Origin of the sequence: Vibrio iocasae (assembly GCF_042245395.1) — a bacterium.
Lineage (GTDB): Bacteria > Pseudomonadota > Gammaproteobacteria > Enterobacterales > Vibrionaceae > Vibrio > Vibrio iocasae.
Map to the genome: position 1 here is coordinate 1,952,626 of NZ_CP145310.1, position 17,390 is coordinate 1,970,015.

The following is a 17,390-nucleotide window of genomic DNA, read 5'->3' on the forward strand; positions in this document are numbered from 1 at the left end:
GACATTTTCGAGCGTAATACGAGGTACTTCTTAAGTACCCGAACTCTTATTAAATACTAGTAGAATCTATGAACACATTCAGAGGTATAGAGCGCAACATTTATGAGTATCTGATCAGTCATGCTAGTGACTTACCGGAGATCTCTGCAAAGACGATTGCGAACGAAGCATTGACGACAACCACCTCTGTAAACAGGGTGTGTAAGAAGATGGGCTATGCCAGCTACACAGAGCTTAGGTATCGCCTAGCAGACGATCTCAATAAAACAACAAGTACCGTAGATAGCTCCACGGACAACTCTGAAAAAATCGTAACAGTGGCACGTACACTAAAAACTTCACCCGTTGTATACCTCTACTCAAGAGGCGCTTCCATTGTCAGTATCAACTATCTTTCAAGGTTCTTATCTCTGGCAAATATCCCCCATCTGGTTATCACAGATATCCACCAGCTAACGTGTGCAAATAGCGGTACGGTTTTGCTGGTCAGTAAGTCCGGGGAAACTAAAGCGGTTGTTGAGATGGCACAAAATGCGAAGCGCAAAGGTCTCAAAGTGCTGGCAGTAAGTTTCAAAGGTTCCACACTTGATCAGATTAGCCATATAAACATTGCGCTAGAAGAACAAGTTGATGGTATCTCGTTATATCACCGGGAATCTCAGATCCAGATCCTTGAAGTCGTGGATTTTATAGGTAAGGCTTTGTTGGAGTTTTAGCTTTTAACGGCAATAAAATGCGGTACCAAAATACCCCATTGCTTCATTGATACGATCAGTTTACTACGCAGCACAGAGTATTTGAGCAAACGTATCCATAACCATTGATATTAAACTTGTTGATGCGGACTATTACGATGGTACGTATGGGTACTCTTTTACGATAAGACTTATTTTTAATTAATTCTAAGTTCAATTGTTTTGCCTTGAAATAGAGGCGGTCTTAGCATGCAAAGCACTAAAAGGTTGTACCAACTGCACTTTTCGTTGCCGGAAGCGCGCAAAATGAAAAAGTGACATATATGACCTATCATCTACGAAACAATACTACGACATTTACAATGAGGGAATGTTATGAACAAATCAGTATTGGCTTTCACTATCGGTCTCGTAACGGCTTTTGGTGCTCACGCTGTAACTTATCATGAACCGAATGCCGAAATGGAAGCTAATCTAAATGCTTATGGTGCTGGTGTTGCTAACTGGGAAGAAGCTCGATTGATGCCTTTCACTATGGCTGATGCACACCTTTACCATAACCATGCGATTATGAGTCATGGTGACAAGATGCCCCTTAAAAAGGTTGGTGGCCTTGATGTATCTAAAATCATGCTACCTAGTATGGTTCCTGACAAAAAAATTAGCCTTTACGATGTAATGCGTGATCGTGGTGCTATCTCTAGTTATGTTGTCATGAACAAAAAAGGCGAAATCATTGCCGAAGATTACTGGAATGGTACTGATAAAAACACACTGTTTCATCTAATGAGTGCAGGTAAATCATTCTCTTCCATGGCAGCTTTTATTGCTCAAGAGCAAGGGTTATTCAGCATGTCTGAGCCAGTTGGAAAGTATATAGAAGAATTTCGTGGTACTCCTTGGGGGAACATTGAGATTCAACACTTTGCAGATATGACTTCTGGAATTATCAACTTACCCGCTAACCGTGAAGGTTATCATTGGGGTAATCTTGGGGCTGGGGCATCTGGCTCCTGGGATAGCTCAATGCCATCTGTATTTGGTTACAACGGTCATATCACTAAAGAAGATGGTACGGTAATACCTAAGCCTGATGCATTAGGTGAGCTAAAGAGTTTTGGTGAGTATCTTCAGTACTTCGCTAAGAACGTGAAGCCCGTTTACCCGAAAGGTGTAGCGTACGAATATAAAGACATGAACACTGAAGTCCTGGGTCAGCTTATTGTCCGCACTTCGGGGATGACTCTTTCAGAGTTCATTGAAAAGAACTTGTGGAGCAAAGCAGGTTTTAACTCTGATGCTGCTTTGTACACTAACTACCTAAAGGAAAGCGCAGCTTCTGGTTCGCTAAATGCAACTACTCGTGATTTCGCTATCGGCTCATACTTGATGGTTAACGGTGGTAAAAACTGGAAAGGTGAGCAAGTTTTGCCTCCTCAACTTATCGAGCAGGTTATGAACGGTGATGACGTCGTTAAAAAAGCGTGGCTTAAAGTATCTTACGAAAAAGATATTTCACCAAATGCGTTTTACAAAAACCAATGGCGTACTGTAGAGCACCCAGTAACAGGTCGTAAAATATCAACAATGATCGGTGTTAACGGTCAATATTCAGCATTTGACCACAAGACTGGCAATATCATTGCTATCACGGGTAACTATCGCGAACCATCTGGTCAGGTGATGGTGATGACTTATGTGTTTGATACTATTTACACGATCTTTGAAGCCCTTGATTAACAAACGGATCATTTAAATAATCCTATCAACGTGTAAGAATCCGATATTGGTTACCTGATATCGGATTTTTTATGCACTTTGAAAATGAGTTGATAACAGGCTTTACCTCCCTCCTAAAATCCCCTCCATGTATTAGTTGTTGAACTGCACCTGCGGTTTAGGGCACTGAGTTAACTGAGTACAATTACCAGTAAAGTGAATAATGACAAGCCTGAGAAGCTAATTGCCAAGATCTGACACCAAGATTCAGAAGGTTTTTGACCGCAGCAAAGGGCAAAATGGTGCAAGGGGTATCCAGAAAACTGGCTGAGAAAGGTGGTGAGCCGATCGATGGATAAAAGGATGACAAAACTCTGGTCTCGGGGCGTTACCAATGGAACTATGTTGCTGAGGCCACAGAAATATCCACTTAAAAAAATACCTGTCAGCATAATTGACTCAGACTGCTGACAAAGTACACAAAGGTCTAGCTATCAAGCTAGTCCTTTGATCTAATAGGGGTATAGGAAATATGGATATCCCGACATGCTTCAAGAACCAACTCCCCAGCAATACGAACTTGAAATGGTGACGATGGAACAGCTTGTTCCCAAAGACCATCTTGTACGTAAAATCGATAAAGCTATCGACTTCGAGTTTATCCGAAACGAAGTAGCGTACCCCTATTGCAAAGATAATGGCCATCCACCAGTAGAACCAGTCCGCTTATTTAAAATCATTCTGCTGGGCTACATCTTCGGCATAAAAAGTGAGCGCCAGTTGGTCAAAGAGATAGAGGTCAACGTTGCCTACCGTTGGTTCCTACGAATGTCACTGACTGAAAAGGTCATCCATGCGTCGACACTGAGTCAAAACCGAATTCGTCGATTCAATGGTACGGACATTTTTGAACGTATCTTTACCAATATTGTGTTGCAAGCGATGGACAAAGGACTGGTTGCAGGACAAGAGTTATTTACCGATAGCACCCATCTCAAGGCGAACGCGAATAAAAACAAACACCGTAATGAGCTTCAGGAAGTTCGTACCAGCGCTTACATAAAGATGTTGAATGAAGATGTCGCGAAAGACCGCGAATCTGAAGGTAAAAAGCCTTAAAAAAACTCGACAATGCACCTAAGCTCAAGAACACAAAAGTGAGTAAGACTGACCCAGACAGCGGTTTTATGACTCGTGACAATAAACCGCAAGGCTTCTTCTACCTGGACCACCGTACAGTTGATGGACTCCATGGCATCATTGTCGATACGCATGTGACACCAGGGAACGTCAATGACTCACAACCGTATATCAATCGATTAGACTACACTCTTGAGCAGTTTAAGCTTAATCATATCGCTGTCGGTATTGATGCGGGCTACTTTACTGCACCAGTTGCAGAAAGCCTTGAGCGTAGAGGTATAATCGGTGTGTTCGGCTACCGCAGGCCATCGAGAACTAAGAATGCGTTTAAGAAGAAACACTTCATCTATAACAAAGAGAGTGACACCTATCGCTGCCCGGCAGGACAAGAGCTTATCTACAAAACAACCAGTCGCTCGGGTTACAGGGAATATCACTCTAATCCCAAAGAATGTAAGGAATGCCCACTTAGACCAAGTTGTACCTCCAGCCAAAATATGAAGAAGGTCGTCACCCGACATATCTACACAAAGGCATTGGACAACGCCAGCCTGATGAGGTTACTCCCTTACGGTAAGAGAACTTATCGGAGAAGAAGTGAAACAGTGGAAAGGAGCTTCACTGATGCGAACAACACCATGGACATCGATATGCCAAGTTCAGAAGGTTGTTAAAAGTACAGATGCTATGTTGGCTGGCAGCGGCTGCGCAAAACATCAAGAAGATGGTCTTGGTATGAGTCATTACCGATAAAATACGTTCAAATCGAAGCCTAAACGCCTAAATAGAGCCTAATATCGACTCCAAAACCTCTTGCTGCATGATTAACCAAGATATTAAAAGAATATCGCGATCGCGGCCTACGGCCGCTACAAAAACAGAACCCCACCGAAAGGTGGGGTTCGTCAGCAATCTGAGTCAGCACAACTGACTGGCATTTGTTGCTATCGTAACTCTATTTAGTACTACTCAGCTTAGTTGTACTTGATACGGTAGCTTTCAAGCTCGATGTTACCTGGGTTGCTCGGTGCAACATGGTAGTTAATGTACTCCTGGTCAATCTCAACCACATGCCAGAAGTTAGATGTTTCCAGTTTCTCATCAACTGGCTTGTTAACCGGCTTTTGACTGAAAATCTTAGTCCACTTCTCAGGGCTCATATCAGCAGGCGTTTTGCCTTTGGTGTTGCTGCTTAATAGCTTAAAGCGCTCAACACTATCTTTGTTGTACTCCCAGTACGTTGCTGGTAAATCAGTCATATCGATTTTCTTACCATTCAGGCTTAAATCAGCTTTGTAGCTAGAGCTAAGATCGTTGTTCACACGAGCAACGTTTGCTGAAACCATTTGGTTTCCATCCATCTTAAACTCAACAACTTTGTTTGCTGACACTTCAAATGCGCGAGTACCAGTGTAGTCAGTTAGCGTGTAAGTCAAACCCTCTGCAGGCTTGATGCTGTTTAAGAACTGAATACCGTTGTCTACTGAGCCAGCTTCAAGCAGTTTGCGATAAACAAAGATCTGCGCAAGTCCGTTCATGCTGTGCTCAAGCTGGAACTTAGAGTGCGGGCTGAAAGTATGAGCCGCACCATCTGTTGCATAGATACCGTGACCACCAACCATGCCAGCAAACGCTGTCATCAGGATGACTGAGCCATCATCGTTAACGTGTTTGATTAGGCTCTGTGAACCTTCCATCGCACGGATCCAATCTAGTGTGTAACCAACTGATGCCTTGTTATCGCCCCACACAGAAGCGTGTGAACAATGACCTGGAATTGCGCTGCCATGTTGTGCCTTTTCCATTGCAAGCATTGGGTCAATGCCTGTCATGTCTTCAATTACCCAGAACATTGCATCGTAAGATGTTGCATTCCACGCAAAGATCTCTTCAAACGTAAGACCTGAACCATCAGCAATACCTTGCATTTCTTCAACTAGATCTGGCACTTCTTTTTTTGCTGTTTCTAGCAGGCCTGTATTGTTGAAAATATGGTTGTGGAAGTCAGCATATTTCAGGTCAGTACCAAGAGTACTAAGCAGATTGCTAACCATGTCGTATTTAAAACGGTTTACAGCGTGGCGGATAACCTTGCGAAGCTCTTTACCGTGCGTATAACCGCGCTCGTAGCTTGTACCTGACACTTCAACAGTGAAGAACTCAGATGTATCGTTTGAAATAGTTACCTGGTGCTCTACTGGTGGAATACCAGCAAAAGCAGCATTTGAAACAAAAGCACCAGAAGCGCTTAGAGCCATAAGTGATGCAAGTATTGTTTTCTTCATATTCTTCATCTCTAATTGATTGAGTTTAAAATTTGTTAACAATTACGACCTGGTGAGGAATCAGTTCCTTTTTATTGCTCGATTCTGTCGTTTGGATGGCTCTATATTACGACTACATTTCGAATAGCATAAATTAATTACTATTCGATTTTCGAATAGTTGGTTATTAGATGACGTTGTTGAGTTAGGCTGGTTAGTGTGTGTAGAGGCGGGAAGCAATAGATCCATTCGCGAAGAAGTTCAGGCAGGATTGGGCTTTTAACATTAAGCTGACATAAAGCATTAGCTCTCTGATACGTTTAAATTTATAACAATTTCTGCGCGTAAATTAATCACCCAAAAATAAAGCAATGCCAACGAAATACCACCAGCACATATGCATTAGCAATTTACTATCTCTCTCTGACGAAGAGTTGGCCGAGCTATTTCAACATCACCAGGGCCCACAAACAGTCAGAGAAGGTTTTCTAGCGATGCAAAAAAGAGGCATCCACTTCCTCACTGTTGAAAAGTGCGACAACCAAAACCCCGACGGCTCATGTGCCGGACATAATGTTTCTTTGTAGAAGCTACTCTCAATTACTTATTTGAGAAACGCGCCAAATAAGGATTGAGCTCATTTCAAATCTCTATATCCCAATGTTCATGTGACACTGAATGATCTCCCTGCATCGGTTCAGGAACAAAAACTGTTATCTGGTGAACTACACATAGGGTTCACCCGATTACAAAACCTGAAATCCCCCTTAAAAGGTATCAAGCTTCTAACCGATACCCTTTCCGTGGCCATTCACAAGGATGAAGTTATTGATTTGAATAATATCTTGCAATCCATTTCCCATCTGGATTATTTACAACTGAGTCCAGCGAGAGGTGCACAACTGCATCAACAGATAAGCCGGTTCTTATTACACAAAAACCTAATTCTTAACGCCACGCAGGAAGCCGATGACATTCTGACTCTTCTTGCACTCGTTTCCGCAAAACTTGGCTACACAATTATTCCTTCAAGCTCTATAAATATATGCCAACCAAACATTCGTCTTATCCCTCTAAAAGGAAAAATGACACAGTGGGATGTTGGATTGATATGGAACCCAACCTTAGAAAACAACGTAGTACAACGATTTGTAGCGCATGTAGAGAAAACTTAAATCTCAATTCACTTATTGAAGTTTCATTTGCTGGCATTACACATGTTGAACGGCAAAAATAAATAAAATTAAGTTACTTCTTTCTGGGTAGCCATCTGCCTTAACTGTTCTATAGTTAATAAAGTTACATATATGTAACAAACTATAAATTATAAAAATAACATATTAAACGACACAGTTAGACGGCAGGTAAAATATGAACATTCTCAGTCAGTTGAGTATCAAAGCCAAGATACTCACTCTGGTCGGCATACTCTTAGTTATGATGACGGGAATTGCCGGGTTTGGTTATTTAAAACTTAAGCAAATAGGTGATGAACTCCACGGCATCATCACTGAAGACATTCCTCTCACAGAGCTTACTACCAATATCACCTCTAAGCAGTTCGAGGGAGCCCTACTTCTGGAGCGAGCGATTCAGGTCGCAGGACTCAAAGACGAAAACCTCTCCAGCATCCATGATTTGCGAATTCAGATAGAGCACCTAAACAAGTCTATTGATGTACAGCTAAAAGAAGCTGAACATCTTCTTGATCAGATGCTTCTACATGCTTTAACGGAAGAACTGAGACTCGAAGAAGAATCTCTCAGACAATCGTTACTCAAACTGGAAGAAGAACACCTGAACTATGAAAACTTAGCGAATGAGTTTCTCTTGTCTATTGAGCAAGGAAACCTGAGTTTAGCCCAACAGCAACTCTCTTCTTTGCATGCTTTGCAAAGGGAACTGCTTGATCATTTAGAATCGTTTCTTTTTGGGATAGAAAAATTCACCGAACGCGCTTTGTTACTGGTTGAAAAGCATGAGTTGGATGCCATCAGTGGAATGGCAACCATAGGAATCATAAGCGTACTGGTTGGTGGGCTAATTAGTTACTTCTATATCATCGCTATGACCAAACCGCTTCGAAAAGCCGTTGAAGCATCAAACAAAATGGCAGAAGGTGATTTCACAATTTCTTTGAAAAACAGCGGAAGAGATGAGATTTCAGCGTTGTTAAACTGCATGCACAATATGGCAAGAAAACTAGAAAGCACCATTTATCAGGTTCTTAGTTCCTCTTCAGAAATTTCTTCAGCCGCTACGGAAATGGCGGTAACCGCTGAACAGGCAAATGAGCTCATTACAGAGCAGCATCAAAACACAGATCAAGTGACAACCGCGATGCATGAAATGGCCACGACGATTCAGCAGATTGCCGATCACACAAGTACCACAGCATTAGAAACTGAAAGTGCGAAGACCCAGATATCTAACGGCAGAGAAGCGGTATCGACTAATTTGGACAATATTCAAAGCTTAGTTGAGCAAATAAACAAAGCCTCTGAAGATGTTATTGCAGCGAGAGAGCAAAGTGATGCAATCGTAGACTTTGTCGCGGATATTAATGAGATTGCTGAACAAACTAACCTGTTGGCACTCAACGCAGCGATAGAAGCCGCCAGAGCTGGAGAACAAGGTCGAGGTTTCTCTGTAGTGGCTGACGAAGTTCGGAAGTTATCGACGAAAACACAAAGTGCGACTTCAGACATTCAGCATTTTGTGGAAAGTCTTAAATCCAAAACCACCAGCGCGGCCAATACCATTGAACAGACAAGTATGATGGCAAACTCAAGCTCAAATCAGGCGACACAATGTCATTCCATCTTGGAATCAGTGAACAATTCAATCGAAGAGTTAAATCTAAAGAACATTGAAGTTGCCACCATCTGTGAACAGCAATCGGCCGCCGCGGAAGAGATAAATCGTAGCATGGTTTCAATTAACCAATCGGGTACCGAGGTTCAATCGGGTTCTGAACTAAATGCCAGAGCCAGTGAAGAACTCTCTCAGCTCGCTGTCGAGCTACGACGTGTAATGGGGCAATTTAAAGTGAGAGAAGTCAGTTAACCATACTGACTATTCGAACGAAGATGAGAGTGGTTAAATACGACAAAGGCACACCATATCGCTATGCGTGTGCCTAAGTATTACTGTTTATCACTGGCATTTTAAGCTTTGAAACCTACCATAAAGTTACCTCTTGGATATTCGCCTTTCGACTCAGCCCAACCACTGTTCATCATTGTCACTCTGTTTTCAGACCTGACCGAAGTGCTCGATTTCGCTGCGAAGTAAGATGTCGCTGCTAATGCTGCGACCAAAATAATATCCATTGAAGAAAGTCCTAGCTGTACCATATTCCACCCCTTGTTTGCATGATTGTTTGCTGACTTGGGTTTATTATTGACCGGACCTTGAAATAAGTAAAAACGATTAGTTCTATAGCTTCAATAGGTGATATCTATTTAAAAAATTTATAAGTTCTGCGGAGCCGGATATCAGGTCATTCCACATGCTTTCTAAGCAGGGAGGCTACGGCATACTTGCTGGTTTTACTTATCTTCTGCATCAGTTCAAAGCTTGGGTTCGCAATTCCTTGTTGTTCTAACTCTTCCACCATCAGTATCCATAATCTTGCTGTCATCTCAGTATCTGCCAACGCCCTGTGGAAAGTGCCATCATTCTCAATGTTTTTGTAACGAACAAGATCCCCAAGCTTGTGGGTAGGCGCATCCTGAATCAAACGCCTGGCAATGAGCATTGAACAGGCAAACTGGCCAGGATAAGTTGCACCGACTCTTTCAAGTTCCGCATCCAAAAATCGCTTATCAAATGATGCATTGTGAGCCACTAAAGCACTGTCACCTATAAACTCGGCAAATTCTGCCATTACTTCTTCGCATGATGGAGCATCACGTAACATGTTATTGGTGATTCCAGTGTAGCCCTCAATAAAGCCACTCACTCTGAACCCAGGGTTCATAAGCTGCTGAAATGTATTCGTCACCTCTCCATCTACTAACTTTACCGCACCGATTTCAATGGCCCGATCACCCATATTTGGAGAGAGACCAGTGGTTTCGAAGTCGAGAACGATGACAGATTTAGCTGATGATTGCATGTAGATATGATCCGAGAGAAAACAAAAGAGTGCGACATTATACTCAAGTTTTCTCAAGATGCAGATAAAGAACGAGGTGGCGGCAGGATCAAAATGATGTCTAATTTAGGAGGGTTCCCCGCATTAGTGGTTGTGATTCTAATGAATCTTTCTTTATTAAAATGGATAAAGATCTCATTCTCCAATCAACGAAAATCAACTTCACAGATAAAACTCGCGGAGAAATAGTTCTACCAATCTCTTGTCCTCAAAGGCCTCTGATTCGTCTGAGGCTTTTATATCGAGTAAAACTCTCTAAAACTGAACAATTAGCTTTCCTTGCGATACCTACAGTTCATCCTTATCTTCAAGAACAAATAAATATAAATACATATCAAATACTTATAAAACAAAAAGTAAGGATAATACGATGAATAAAACCATCATTACAACGTTATTGGCTAGCTTATTAACATGCAATGTACACGCCTCTGACTGGGGGTATGACGAACATACGGGCCCAGAGTATTGGGGGAAAATCTCCAAAACCTGTGAAACAGGGAAGAATCAAAGTCCGATCAATATTTCTGAAACTGTTCAGGGTGAGATGCAGAGCCTAAATCTGGATTACGACGGAAAAGTCATTGGTATGATTAATAACGGTCATACACTTCAAGCAAAAGTTGAGGGAAAAAACACCTTAACTGTGGACAATAAAATGTTTGAGCTGAAACAGTTCCACTTTCATACACCATCGGAGAACCTTATCCACAACAAGCAGTACCCGCTGGAAGCTCATTTTGTACACGTAGATAAAGAGGGGAACTTGGCAGTAGTCTCTGTGATGTTTGAGATAGATAAACCGAATTCTCAGATAACAAAGCTCAGTACCAACCTGCCTGAAGAAGGAGAGGCGACGACACTTATAGAGCCATTTGCGATATCTGAGATGCTTCCAACTTACAACAGTTATTATCGCTTTAATGGGTCTCTAACCACACCACCATGCTCTGAAGGTGTTCGCTGGTTTATTCTGAGTGAGACCAAGACTCTTTCAACCAATCAAGAAGAAACGTTGAATAAAGCAATGGGCAACAACAATCGTCCGATTCAGGACATTTATGCCCGTAAGGTCATGTTTAACAAGTCATAAGTTAAAAGGCCAGCTAATTCATCTTTGAACTAGCTGGCCCGTTTGTATAACGGATGTTCTGCCGTGTATTTGTTCAGAGCATCGGACTTATTGTTTGCCGTTATCCGCCCCTCGTAGGTACAAAAACCTGTGGGAGCATCTGCATCGCAGACATCGGTCTTTCGGACTTCCCTGACTGCGACGGCTCCATCCCTCGCTGACCATATATCGAACTCTCTAATCATAAGCACCTCTCCTGCTACCTGAAGGTTACGTATGTAATCTTTGTTCAACTGACGCTCTTTATGGAAGCACTGTCTCACTAAACTTTTGACAAGCACCATATATAGTCAATATAGAACAAATTTTCACTATATGTAGAAAGTCGTTAAGAAATATTTGATAAAGAGAAAGATATAATTGCAAATCGCATTAAACATTTGTGGAAAATGAGGCTTTTGAGGGAGGCTAAACCTCCCTCTAATACAAGAAACTTAGATTTAATATAGAATCAATCAGTTATACAGTGGGAAACGGCTACACAACTTCTTCACTTGCTGTTTGGTAATCTTTTCAACTGCACTTGTGTCCTCTGGGTTGGCTGCTAATGCATCAAGAACATCACCAATCCACTCTCCAACCTGTCTGAACTCTTCTGCACCAAAACCACGACTGGTTCCAGCTGGTGTCCCCAAACGGATCCCTGATGTCACCATTGGTTTTTCTGGGTCAAAAGGTATGCCGTTTTTGTTACATGTGATACCTGCTCGCTCCAGTGCTTCTTCAACCTGATTACCTTTTAACCCCTTAGGTCTCAAGTCCACCAACATCAGATGCGTATCTGTTCCACCTGTAATGATATCGCAACCACGTTTTTGCAATACTTCTGCTAGCACCTTAGCATTGTTAACAACATTCTTTATGTAGGAAGAAAACTCAGGTTCTAGCGCTTCTCCCAGCGCAACAGCTTTAGCAGCAATAACATGCATCAATGGTCCACCCTGTAATCCAGGGAACACTGCTGAATTAATCTTCTTATGAGTATCAACATCATTGGTAAGAATCATGCCACCACGAGGTCCGCGTAGGGTTTTGTGTGTCGTCGTCGTAACCACGTCTGCGTATGGAATAGGGCTTGGGTGTGCACCAGTCGCAACTAAGCCAGCAATATGAGCCATATCAACCATCAACAGAGCGTCAACTTCGTCCGCTATTTCACGGAACTGGCTGAAGTCAATCTGACGCGGTATTGCTGAACCGCCAGCAATAATCATCTTTGGCTTGTGCTTTTGAGCAAGTTCACGTACCTGTTCGTAATCGATCTCATAGGTATCCTGTTTAACACCGTATTGCACCGCATCAAACCACTTGCCAGACATTGCCGGGCGAGCTCCGTGAGTTAAATGGCCACCAGCATCAAGAGACATGCCCAGGATAGTATCTCCCGGTTGCAGCAAAGCAAACATGACCGCTGCATTAGCTTGTGCACCGGAATGAGGCTGAACATTCACGTATTCGCAGCGGAACAGGTGTTTAGCTCTTTCAATCGCCACTTGTTCAACCGAGTCAACATTTTCACAGCCACCGTAATAGCGCCTTCCCGGATAACCTTCCGCATATTTATTGGTTAAGCAAGTTCCCTGAGCCTGCATTACAGCTTTAGATACAATATTTTCTGAGGCAATAAGTTCAATTTGGTCATTTTGACGACTTAGCTCAGAGTTTATAGCAGAGTAAACCGCACCATCCGTGTTGCTCAGGTTAGTAGTAAAAAATGCCTGTAAATCGTAATTATTGTAGGAATTATCCATACTCATTTTCCTTGATCTTGAATGCAGGGAGATTAGTTTTTGTTCACTATACGTAACACAAATGTTGCATTCAAGAAAAATATTTCCTATTGGAAACCTAATCTAAAATTCAACAACACGTCAAAAAGCACGCATAAATGCACCAAAAATGCATCAAATGTACTAGATATAACATCAAATTAGACGAAAGGTGTTTGTAGACAAGTAGGAGACTTCAAGGAGGAAGGCCACATTTCCTATAGGAAACGTGAACCAGGAAACAAAAATGGAGTAAAGAATGTTATTGAGGCTTGACCTGCATAAGCTTAATAAGGCCATGAGGACGCCCATCCACGTATTCCGAGCCAGAATGAATATTACTAGCTGCGTTTCCAATTACGCGATACTCAGAGATCTGCTCTTCGTTTTCCAGAAGAATAAATAGAAAACCATCATCGATGTGCCATTTTCCCTGAGATTTGGTGGAGCCAAACATATCTCGTTCATACGCTTTGCCATTTGGCTTTAACATCAACTCTGTAGATTCGCCCGTACTGCTTATTTTCGCCCAAGGTTGAGTGTGAACTTCATGTTTCAGGATTTTTCTTCTTCCATCACACCAGGACTTTAGCTCTGACTTCTGTCTTGGTGACAGATTTGGCAGGCAGTCTAGCCCTAGAAATGTCTGCTGGCTTTCGCCCCAGAAAAGCTGTAAATGAAGAAGCGTCATAGAGTACCCCGAAAAAGGTGATGAATGTCTCACTGTTTTGGCGAAGTTTGGTACAAATAATCACCAATGTCAATCTGGAGCGATCACCGTGATCTTGGGTTACGTATTGTTTTTTGTGTTTCGAACAATAGACAGAATAAATAAGTAGCAAAAGAAATTTCAGTGTTTAGAATGCGCAAGTTCAGATTTATAACCGACTAAAGTGATTATTATGCTCCGTGATTACACCTTTGAATGTCTCGTTACCATGCCACGCCATGAACTTGAAGAGTTTAGTGCTCGAATGATCAGTAAAATGGTACCTGAAGACGTAATGAGTGAGATTTTCACCTTTGAGCAAGAAGAAGTAGACAGCGAAGAGCGCATGTTATCTGCGCGTCTTGACGCCATGTTACGTATGACTGCTATTGCATTGAGTGAGATTCAACAGGCTTTTGATGACTCAGAAAATGCACAACAAAACAGTGAAAGGATGACACGACTCGTTCTTTGGCATTTCTACGCAATATCGTTTCGCCTTGAACAGGCCATTACCCTTGAAACACATTGCGAGCAAGTTGAATCTTTACTTAAAAATACGCCTGTAGACGTATTTGGCTGGATGAACACACTTACAAATCTTTTGCACACCTATGCCGATATCAGTGCGAAAAACAATCCGCAAGATTAAACCGTTTCTCCCGAAGTGATTAACGCTTCGGGAGAAACATAGCTAAAGATACTGCCTCTTTTAACTATAACTATGATTTAGAGATTTGATTTTAACGGGCATCTTCGTCAGCAGCTTAAACACTGGTGGAACAAAATAGAAAGATAGCAGCGTTGTTAACGCTGTTCCCCCTGCAATAGCAATCGCAAATGGAGGCCAGAACCCTCCGCCAGCCAGTATCAAGGGTATAAATCCACCGATTGTTGTTATCGTTGTTGATGTGATGTGCCGGGTACAGCTCATAACTGCCGCCAGAATGGCGTCTGGCTCACCTCTGCTCGCTGCCGGACATGCGCTCAACTCACTGATAATCACGATGGCCGCGTTGATTGCTAAGCCGACCACACCAAGCAGTGCGATTATGACTGTAAAGCCAAATGGATAACCAAAGAACCAAACCGACAGAATACCTAAACCAGCCGCTAAACCTGCAACAATAAAAATGACAGAGCTTAGTCGGAATGAGTTAAATGACAGTACAACCACTAATATCATCAGAACCAAAACTACGGAAACATTGCTAACCAACTGGTTCACAGAATCGTCCCTTTCCGCAGCTTCACCACCAAACTCTACTTTATAACCAGCGGGAAACTGATATTGCTCAAGCGCCAGTTTAAACTCATCTAGTACAACTTGTGGTAGTACGCCTGCTTCGATATAGCCTTCAATCGTATTCACTCTCAATCCGTCTCTTCGAGTGATGCCACCACTTCCCGGAACAAGTTCCAGCTGAGATAAATCCATGACCGACATTCCAAGGTTCGAGTTCTTGGACGTTGTCGGGAATCTAAGCTTATTCAAGTCGTTGTAGTTTTCACGGTCTTCATCCAACACCTTGACACGCACAGGGATAGATTCGGTATCTTCGATAATGCTGCCGCTTTCACGTCCAACAAGAGAAGATTGAAGTAGTCCGGCGAAATCAGTCAGATTCAACGCATTCATCTGTATCGCTTCTTCATCCACATTCACCATAAACTGAGGAATGCCAAGAGTCAGGCTCTCTCGCGTATGAGTAACATGAGGGATCTTCGACAGCATCAATCTGATGTCTTTTCCGATACTTTTTAATGTTTCTACATTTCGACCATAAACTCTTAACTCTACAGGCGCACCAAATGGAGGGCCTTGTTCAAGTTTACGCACCAGTATTTGAGCCTCAGGCACCATATCGTTCAGCTTAACCTGGAGCCTTGGTATTAGCTCATTTGCGGATTTAAAGTCTGTTGTTTTTACCATCGCATGCGAGAAAAACGGGGCATTATGTGCAGGTGGCACCATGTTGTAATAAAAGGAAGGGAAAGCCGATCCAATTAACCAGTTCACCTGCTCAACATTTGGTTCTTCTGCAATAAGCTTGTGAATAACTTCTGTGGTGTCTTTGGTTGCATAGATACTTGCCTGTGACGGCAAATAAACATGCACCTCGAACATATCCCTGTCTGCTGGTGGGAAAAACTGCTCTGTCAGTTGTGTACTGCTCCAGTACCCAAACAGCGGCACTGATACGACAAGTGTTATCGCTAAATAAGGATAGCGAATAGCAAGTGCGACCGAACGAGAGAACCATTTACTCAGCACCGGAATAGTGATCCCAGAGTGATACCAGGCTGAAGAGGTTTGACTGTCTGGAAGAAAAACACTCGATAGCGAGGCAATGATACTGTGCGAAATGATGTACGAGCCTACCAGCGAGAAAGATACGGTCAGTGCTATCGACCCTACAAACTCACCAATTGAACCTGGCATCAGGAATATAGGTGCAAACGCTAATACTGTCGTTAATGTTGATCCTAGTAAGGGGACCCATAGGTGCTTGATAGCAAGTATTGCAGACTCTATTCTTCCTTTACCGTTAAGCCGGTTCGTCTGTATGGTATCGACCATGACCACGGCGTTATCGACCATAATACCTAGGGCGACAATAAAACCAGTGACTGACATCTGATCGATGGCTATCCCAAGGTACTTCATTAGAGTCAAAGTAAATAGCATTGTCAGAGGCAGAGCCAGGGCGATAATGCAGGCAGCACGAATACCCAATGTAAACAAAAGCACTATCAACACGAGGCTTAAGCCTACAAGCAAACTATTACCCAAATCGAATAGTCTGGCTTCAGTATAAGGTTGCTGGGTAAAGATTATGTGTGCATCAATATTCGCGGGTAGCTCATGCTTTAGCTCTTCCAGAACTCTCAAGGCCTCAGGAGACCATTGATCGACTCGCAGTTCAGACTGCATTCGTGCCGCAACCATGACACCGGGTTTGCCATCGACCAGAGCAAGCTCTGAATAGGGAGTTTTCGCTGCGCGAGCAACGGTAGCAACATCACTAACTCTTATTGTGCTACCAGATGCATCTACTGCGATAGGAACCTGCTTAATACGCTCTATCGAATCTAACCCAGAAGAGAGCTCCAGACCAAAACGAGTACTGTTGTTTACGAGCTCTCCTGCTGAGCCCTTCACATCAGCACCTTCAATCGCAGATGCAAGTTTACTTGCAGATAAACCAGCTGCCACGGCATCGTTAGTGTTCATACTAACAACGAATTCTTCGTCCAGAAGTCCAAATTCTTCCACTAATGCCGTACCTGGCAGAATTCTGAGGCGCTTAGCAAGTTCATTCGAATATCGTCCTAGCACAAGTAAATCAGGTTCACCTTGCCCCTGCCAGGATAATGAAAAGATGGTTGTAAACGAATCTCCACCATCGCTGTCCAGATCCGGTGAAAGCGCTTCTCTCGGAAGATCGACTTCTACATCGGATAGCTTATCTCTGATTTCAGTCCATACGGGCTCTGTATCAGTGATGTTCTCGTCTACCTCAATAACAACAACCGACACGCCGAGCCTTGAAGTGGAGGTTATTTCTATTATTTCATTAATTTCTCTTAGCTTATTTTCAATAATCTCAGTGACCAAAGCTTCAACACGATTTGCGCTGGCACCTGGGTAGATGGTTTTAATTGTGGCACTGCGGTTAACGATCGATGGGTCTTCTGCTCTCGGCAACGATGAATACGCTGAGAAACCACTGACTATCAAAAATGCAACGGCCAGAACCATCAGTCGAGAGTTAGAGATAATGCTTGCGTAACCCATA

General features: G+C 42.7%; 12 protein-coding genes and 2 pseudogenes. 7 read left to right on the plus strand and 7 right to left on the minus strand.

The genetic code is table 11. The features are described from left to right. Nucleotides 1-68: 68 nt before the first annotated feature. From SNR28_RS08695 to SNR28_RS08705, 3 genes and pseudogenes are all read left to right on the plus strand, one after another. Entirely contained in the window at nt 69-716 is a 648-nt protein-coding gene (locus SNR28_RS08695; RefSeq protein WP_375748816.1) for a MurR/RpiR family transcriptional regulator, read from the plus strand. A gap of 354 nt (nt 717-1,070) precedes the next feature. Continuing rightward, nucleotides 1,071-2,435, plus strand: a complete 1,365-nt coding sequence (locus tag SNR28_RS08700) for a serine hydrolase domain-containing protein (protein ID WP_375748817.1) — start codon at nt 1,071-1,073, stop codon at nt 2,433-2,435. A 525-nt stretch (nt 2,436-2,960) separates the two neighbouring features. Beyond that, nucleotides 2,961-4,296: pseudogene (locus tag SNR28_RS08705) on the plus strand (IS1182 family transposase). 235 nt (nt 4,297-4,531) lie between these two features. Here the strand turns inward: SNR28_RS08705 and SNR28_RS08710 are convergent. Further along, nucleotides 4,532-5,842, minus strand: a complete 1,311-nt coding sequence (locus tag SNR28_RS08710; RefSeq protein WP_375748818.1) for a C45 family autoproteolytic acyltransferase/hydolase — start codon at nt 5,840-5,842, stop codon at nt 4,532-4,534. A 629-nt stretch (nt 5,843-6,471) separates the two neighbouring features. On the opposite strand from SNR28_RS08710, the pseudogene SNR28_RS08715 reads away from it, so the two are divergent. Together SNR28_RS08715 and SNR28_RS08720 are read left to right on the plus strand one after the other, a co-directional pair. After that, a pseudogene (locus tag SNR28_RS08715) lies at nt 6,472-6,996 on the plus strand (LysR family substrate-binding domain-containing protein); the annotation flags it as partial. A gap of 196 nt (nt 6,997-7,192) precedes the next feature. Then, nucleotides 7,193-8,887, plus strand: a complete 1,695-nt coding sequence (locus tag SNR28_RS08720) for a methyl-accepting chemotaxis protein (protein WP_375748819.1) — start codon at nt 7,193-7,195, stop codon at nt 8,885-8,887. A gap of 101 nt (nt 8,888-8,988) precedes the next feature. Here SNR28_RS08720 and SNR28_RS08725 read toward each other — a convergent pair whose 3' ends face one another. Together SNR28_RS08725 and SNR28_RS08730 are read right to left on the minus strand one after the other, a co-directional pair. Continuing rightward, nucleotides 8,989-9,177, minus strand: a complete 189-nt coding sequence (locus tag SNR28_RS08725) for a hypothetical protein (protein ID WP_375748820.1) — start codon at nt 9,175-9,177, stop codon at nt 8,989-8,991. Between the two features lie 146 nt (nt 9,178-9,323). Next, the gene (locus tag SNR28_RS08730; protein WP_375748821.1) at nt 9,324-9,941 is read right to left on the minus strand and encodes a PolC-type DNA polymerase III; all 618 of its coding nucleotides are present in this window, start codon (nt 9,939-9,941) and stop codon (nt 9,324-9,326) included. Between the two features lie 409 nt (nt 9,942-10,350). Between SNR28_RS08730 and SNR28_RS08735 the strand changes: the two genes are divergently transcribed. After that, the gene (locus tag SNR28_RS08735; protein ID WP_375748822.1) at nt 10,351-11,073 is read left to right on the plus strand and encodes a carbonic anhydrase; all 723 of its coding nucleotides are present in this window, start codon (nt 10,351-10,353) and stop codon (nt 11,071-11,073) included. Between the two features lie 29 nt (nt 11,074-11,102). Here SNR28_RS08735 and SNR28_RS08740 read toward each other — a convergent pair whose 3' ends face one another. From SNR28_RS08740 to SNR28_RS08750, 3 genes are all read right to left on the minus strand, one after another. Then, on the minus strand, nt 11,103-11,396 hold the full coding sequence (locus SNR28_RS08740) for a hypothetical protein (RefSeq protein ID WP_375748823.1): 294 nt from the start codon (nt 11,394-11,396) through the stop codon (nt 11,103-11,105). A 171-nt stretch (nt 11,397-11,567) separates the two neighbouring features. After that, complete coding sequence (locus SNR28_RS08745) at nt 11,568-12,863, minus strand: serine hydroxymethyltransferase (protein WP_375748824.1); 1,296 nt, start codon at nt 12,861-12,863, stop codon at nt 11,568-11,570. A 280-nt stretch (nt 12,864-13,143) separates the two neighbouring features. Continuing rightward, nucleotides 13,144-13,572 carry a hypothetical protein gene (locus SNR28_RS08750; protein WP_375748825.1) on the minus strand — a complete coding sequence of 143 codons (429 nt, stop codon included), beginning with the start codon at nt 13,570-13,572 and terminating at the stop codon, nt 13,144-13,146. A 211-nt stretch (nt 13,573-13,783) separates the two neighbouring features. Here SNR28_RS08750 and SNR28_RS08755 point away from each other — a divergent pair, with 211 nt between their 5' ends. Continuing rightward, nucleotides 13,784-14,242, plus strand: coding sequence for an exoribonuclease R (locus SNR28_RS08755; RefSeq protein ID WP_375748826.1), 459 nt, complete (start codon nt 13,784-13,786; stop codon nt 14,240-14,242). Nucleotides 14,243-14,302: 60 nt separating this feature from the next. Here SNR28_RS08755 and SNR28_RS08760 read toward each other — a convergent pair whose 3' ends face one another. Then, complete coding sequence (locus tag SNR28_RS08760; RefSeq protein ID WP_375748827.1) at nt 14,303-17,389, minus strand: efflux RND transporter permease subunit; 3,087 nt, start codon at nt 17,387-17,389, stop codon at nt 14,303-14,305. Between the last annotated feature and the right edge of the window lies 1 nt (nt 17,390).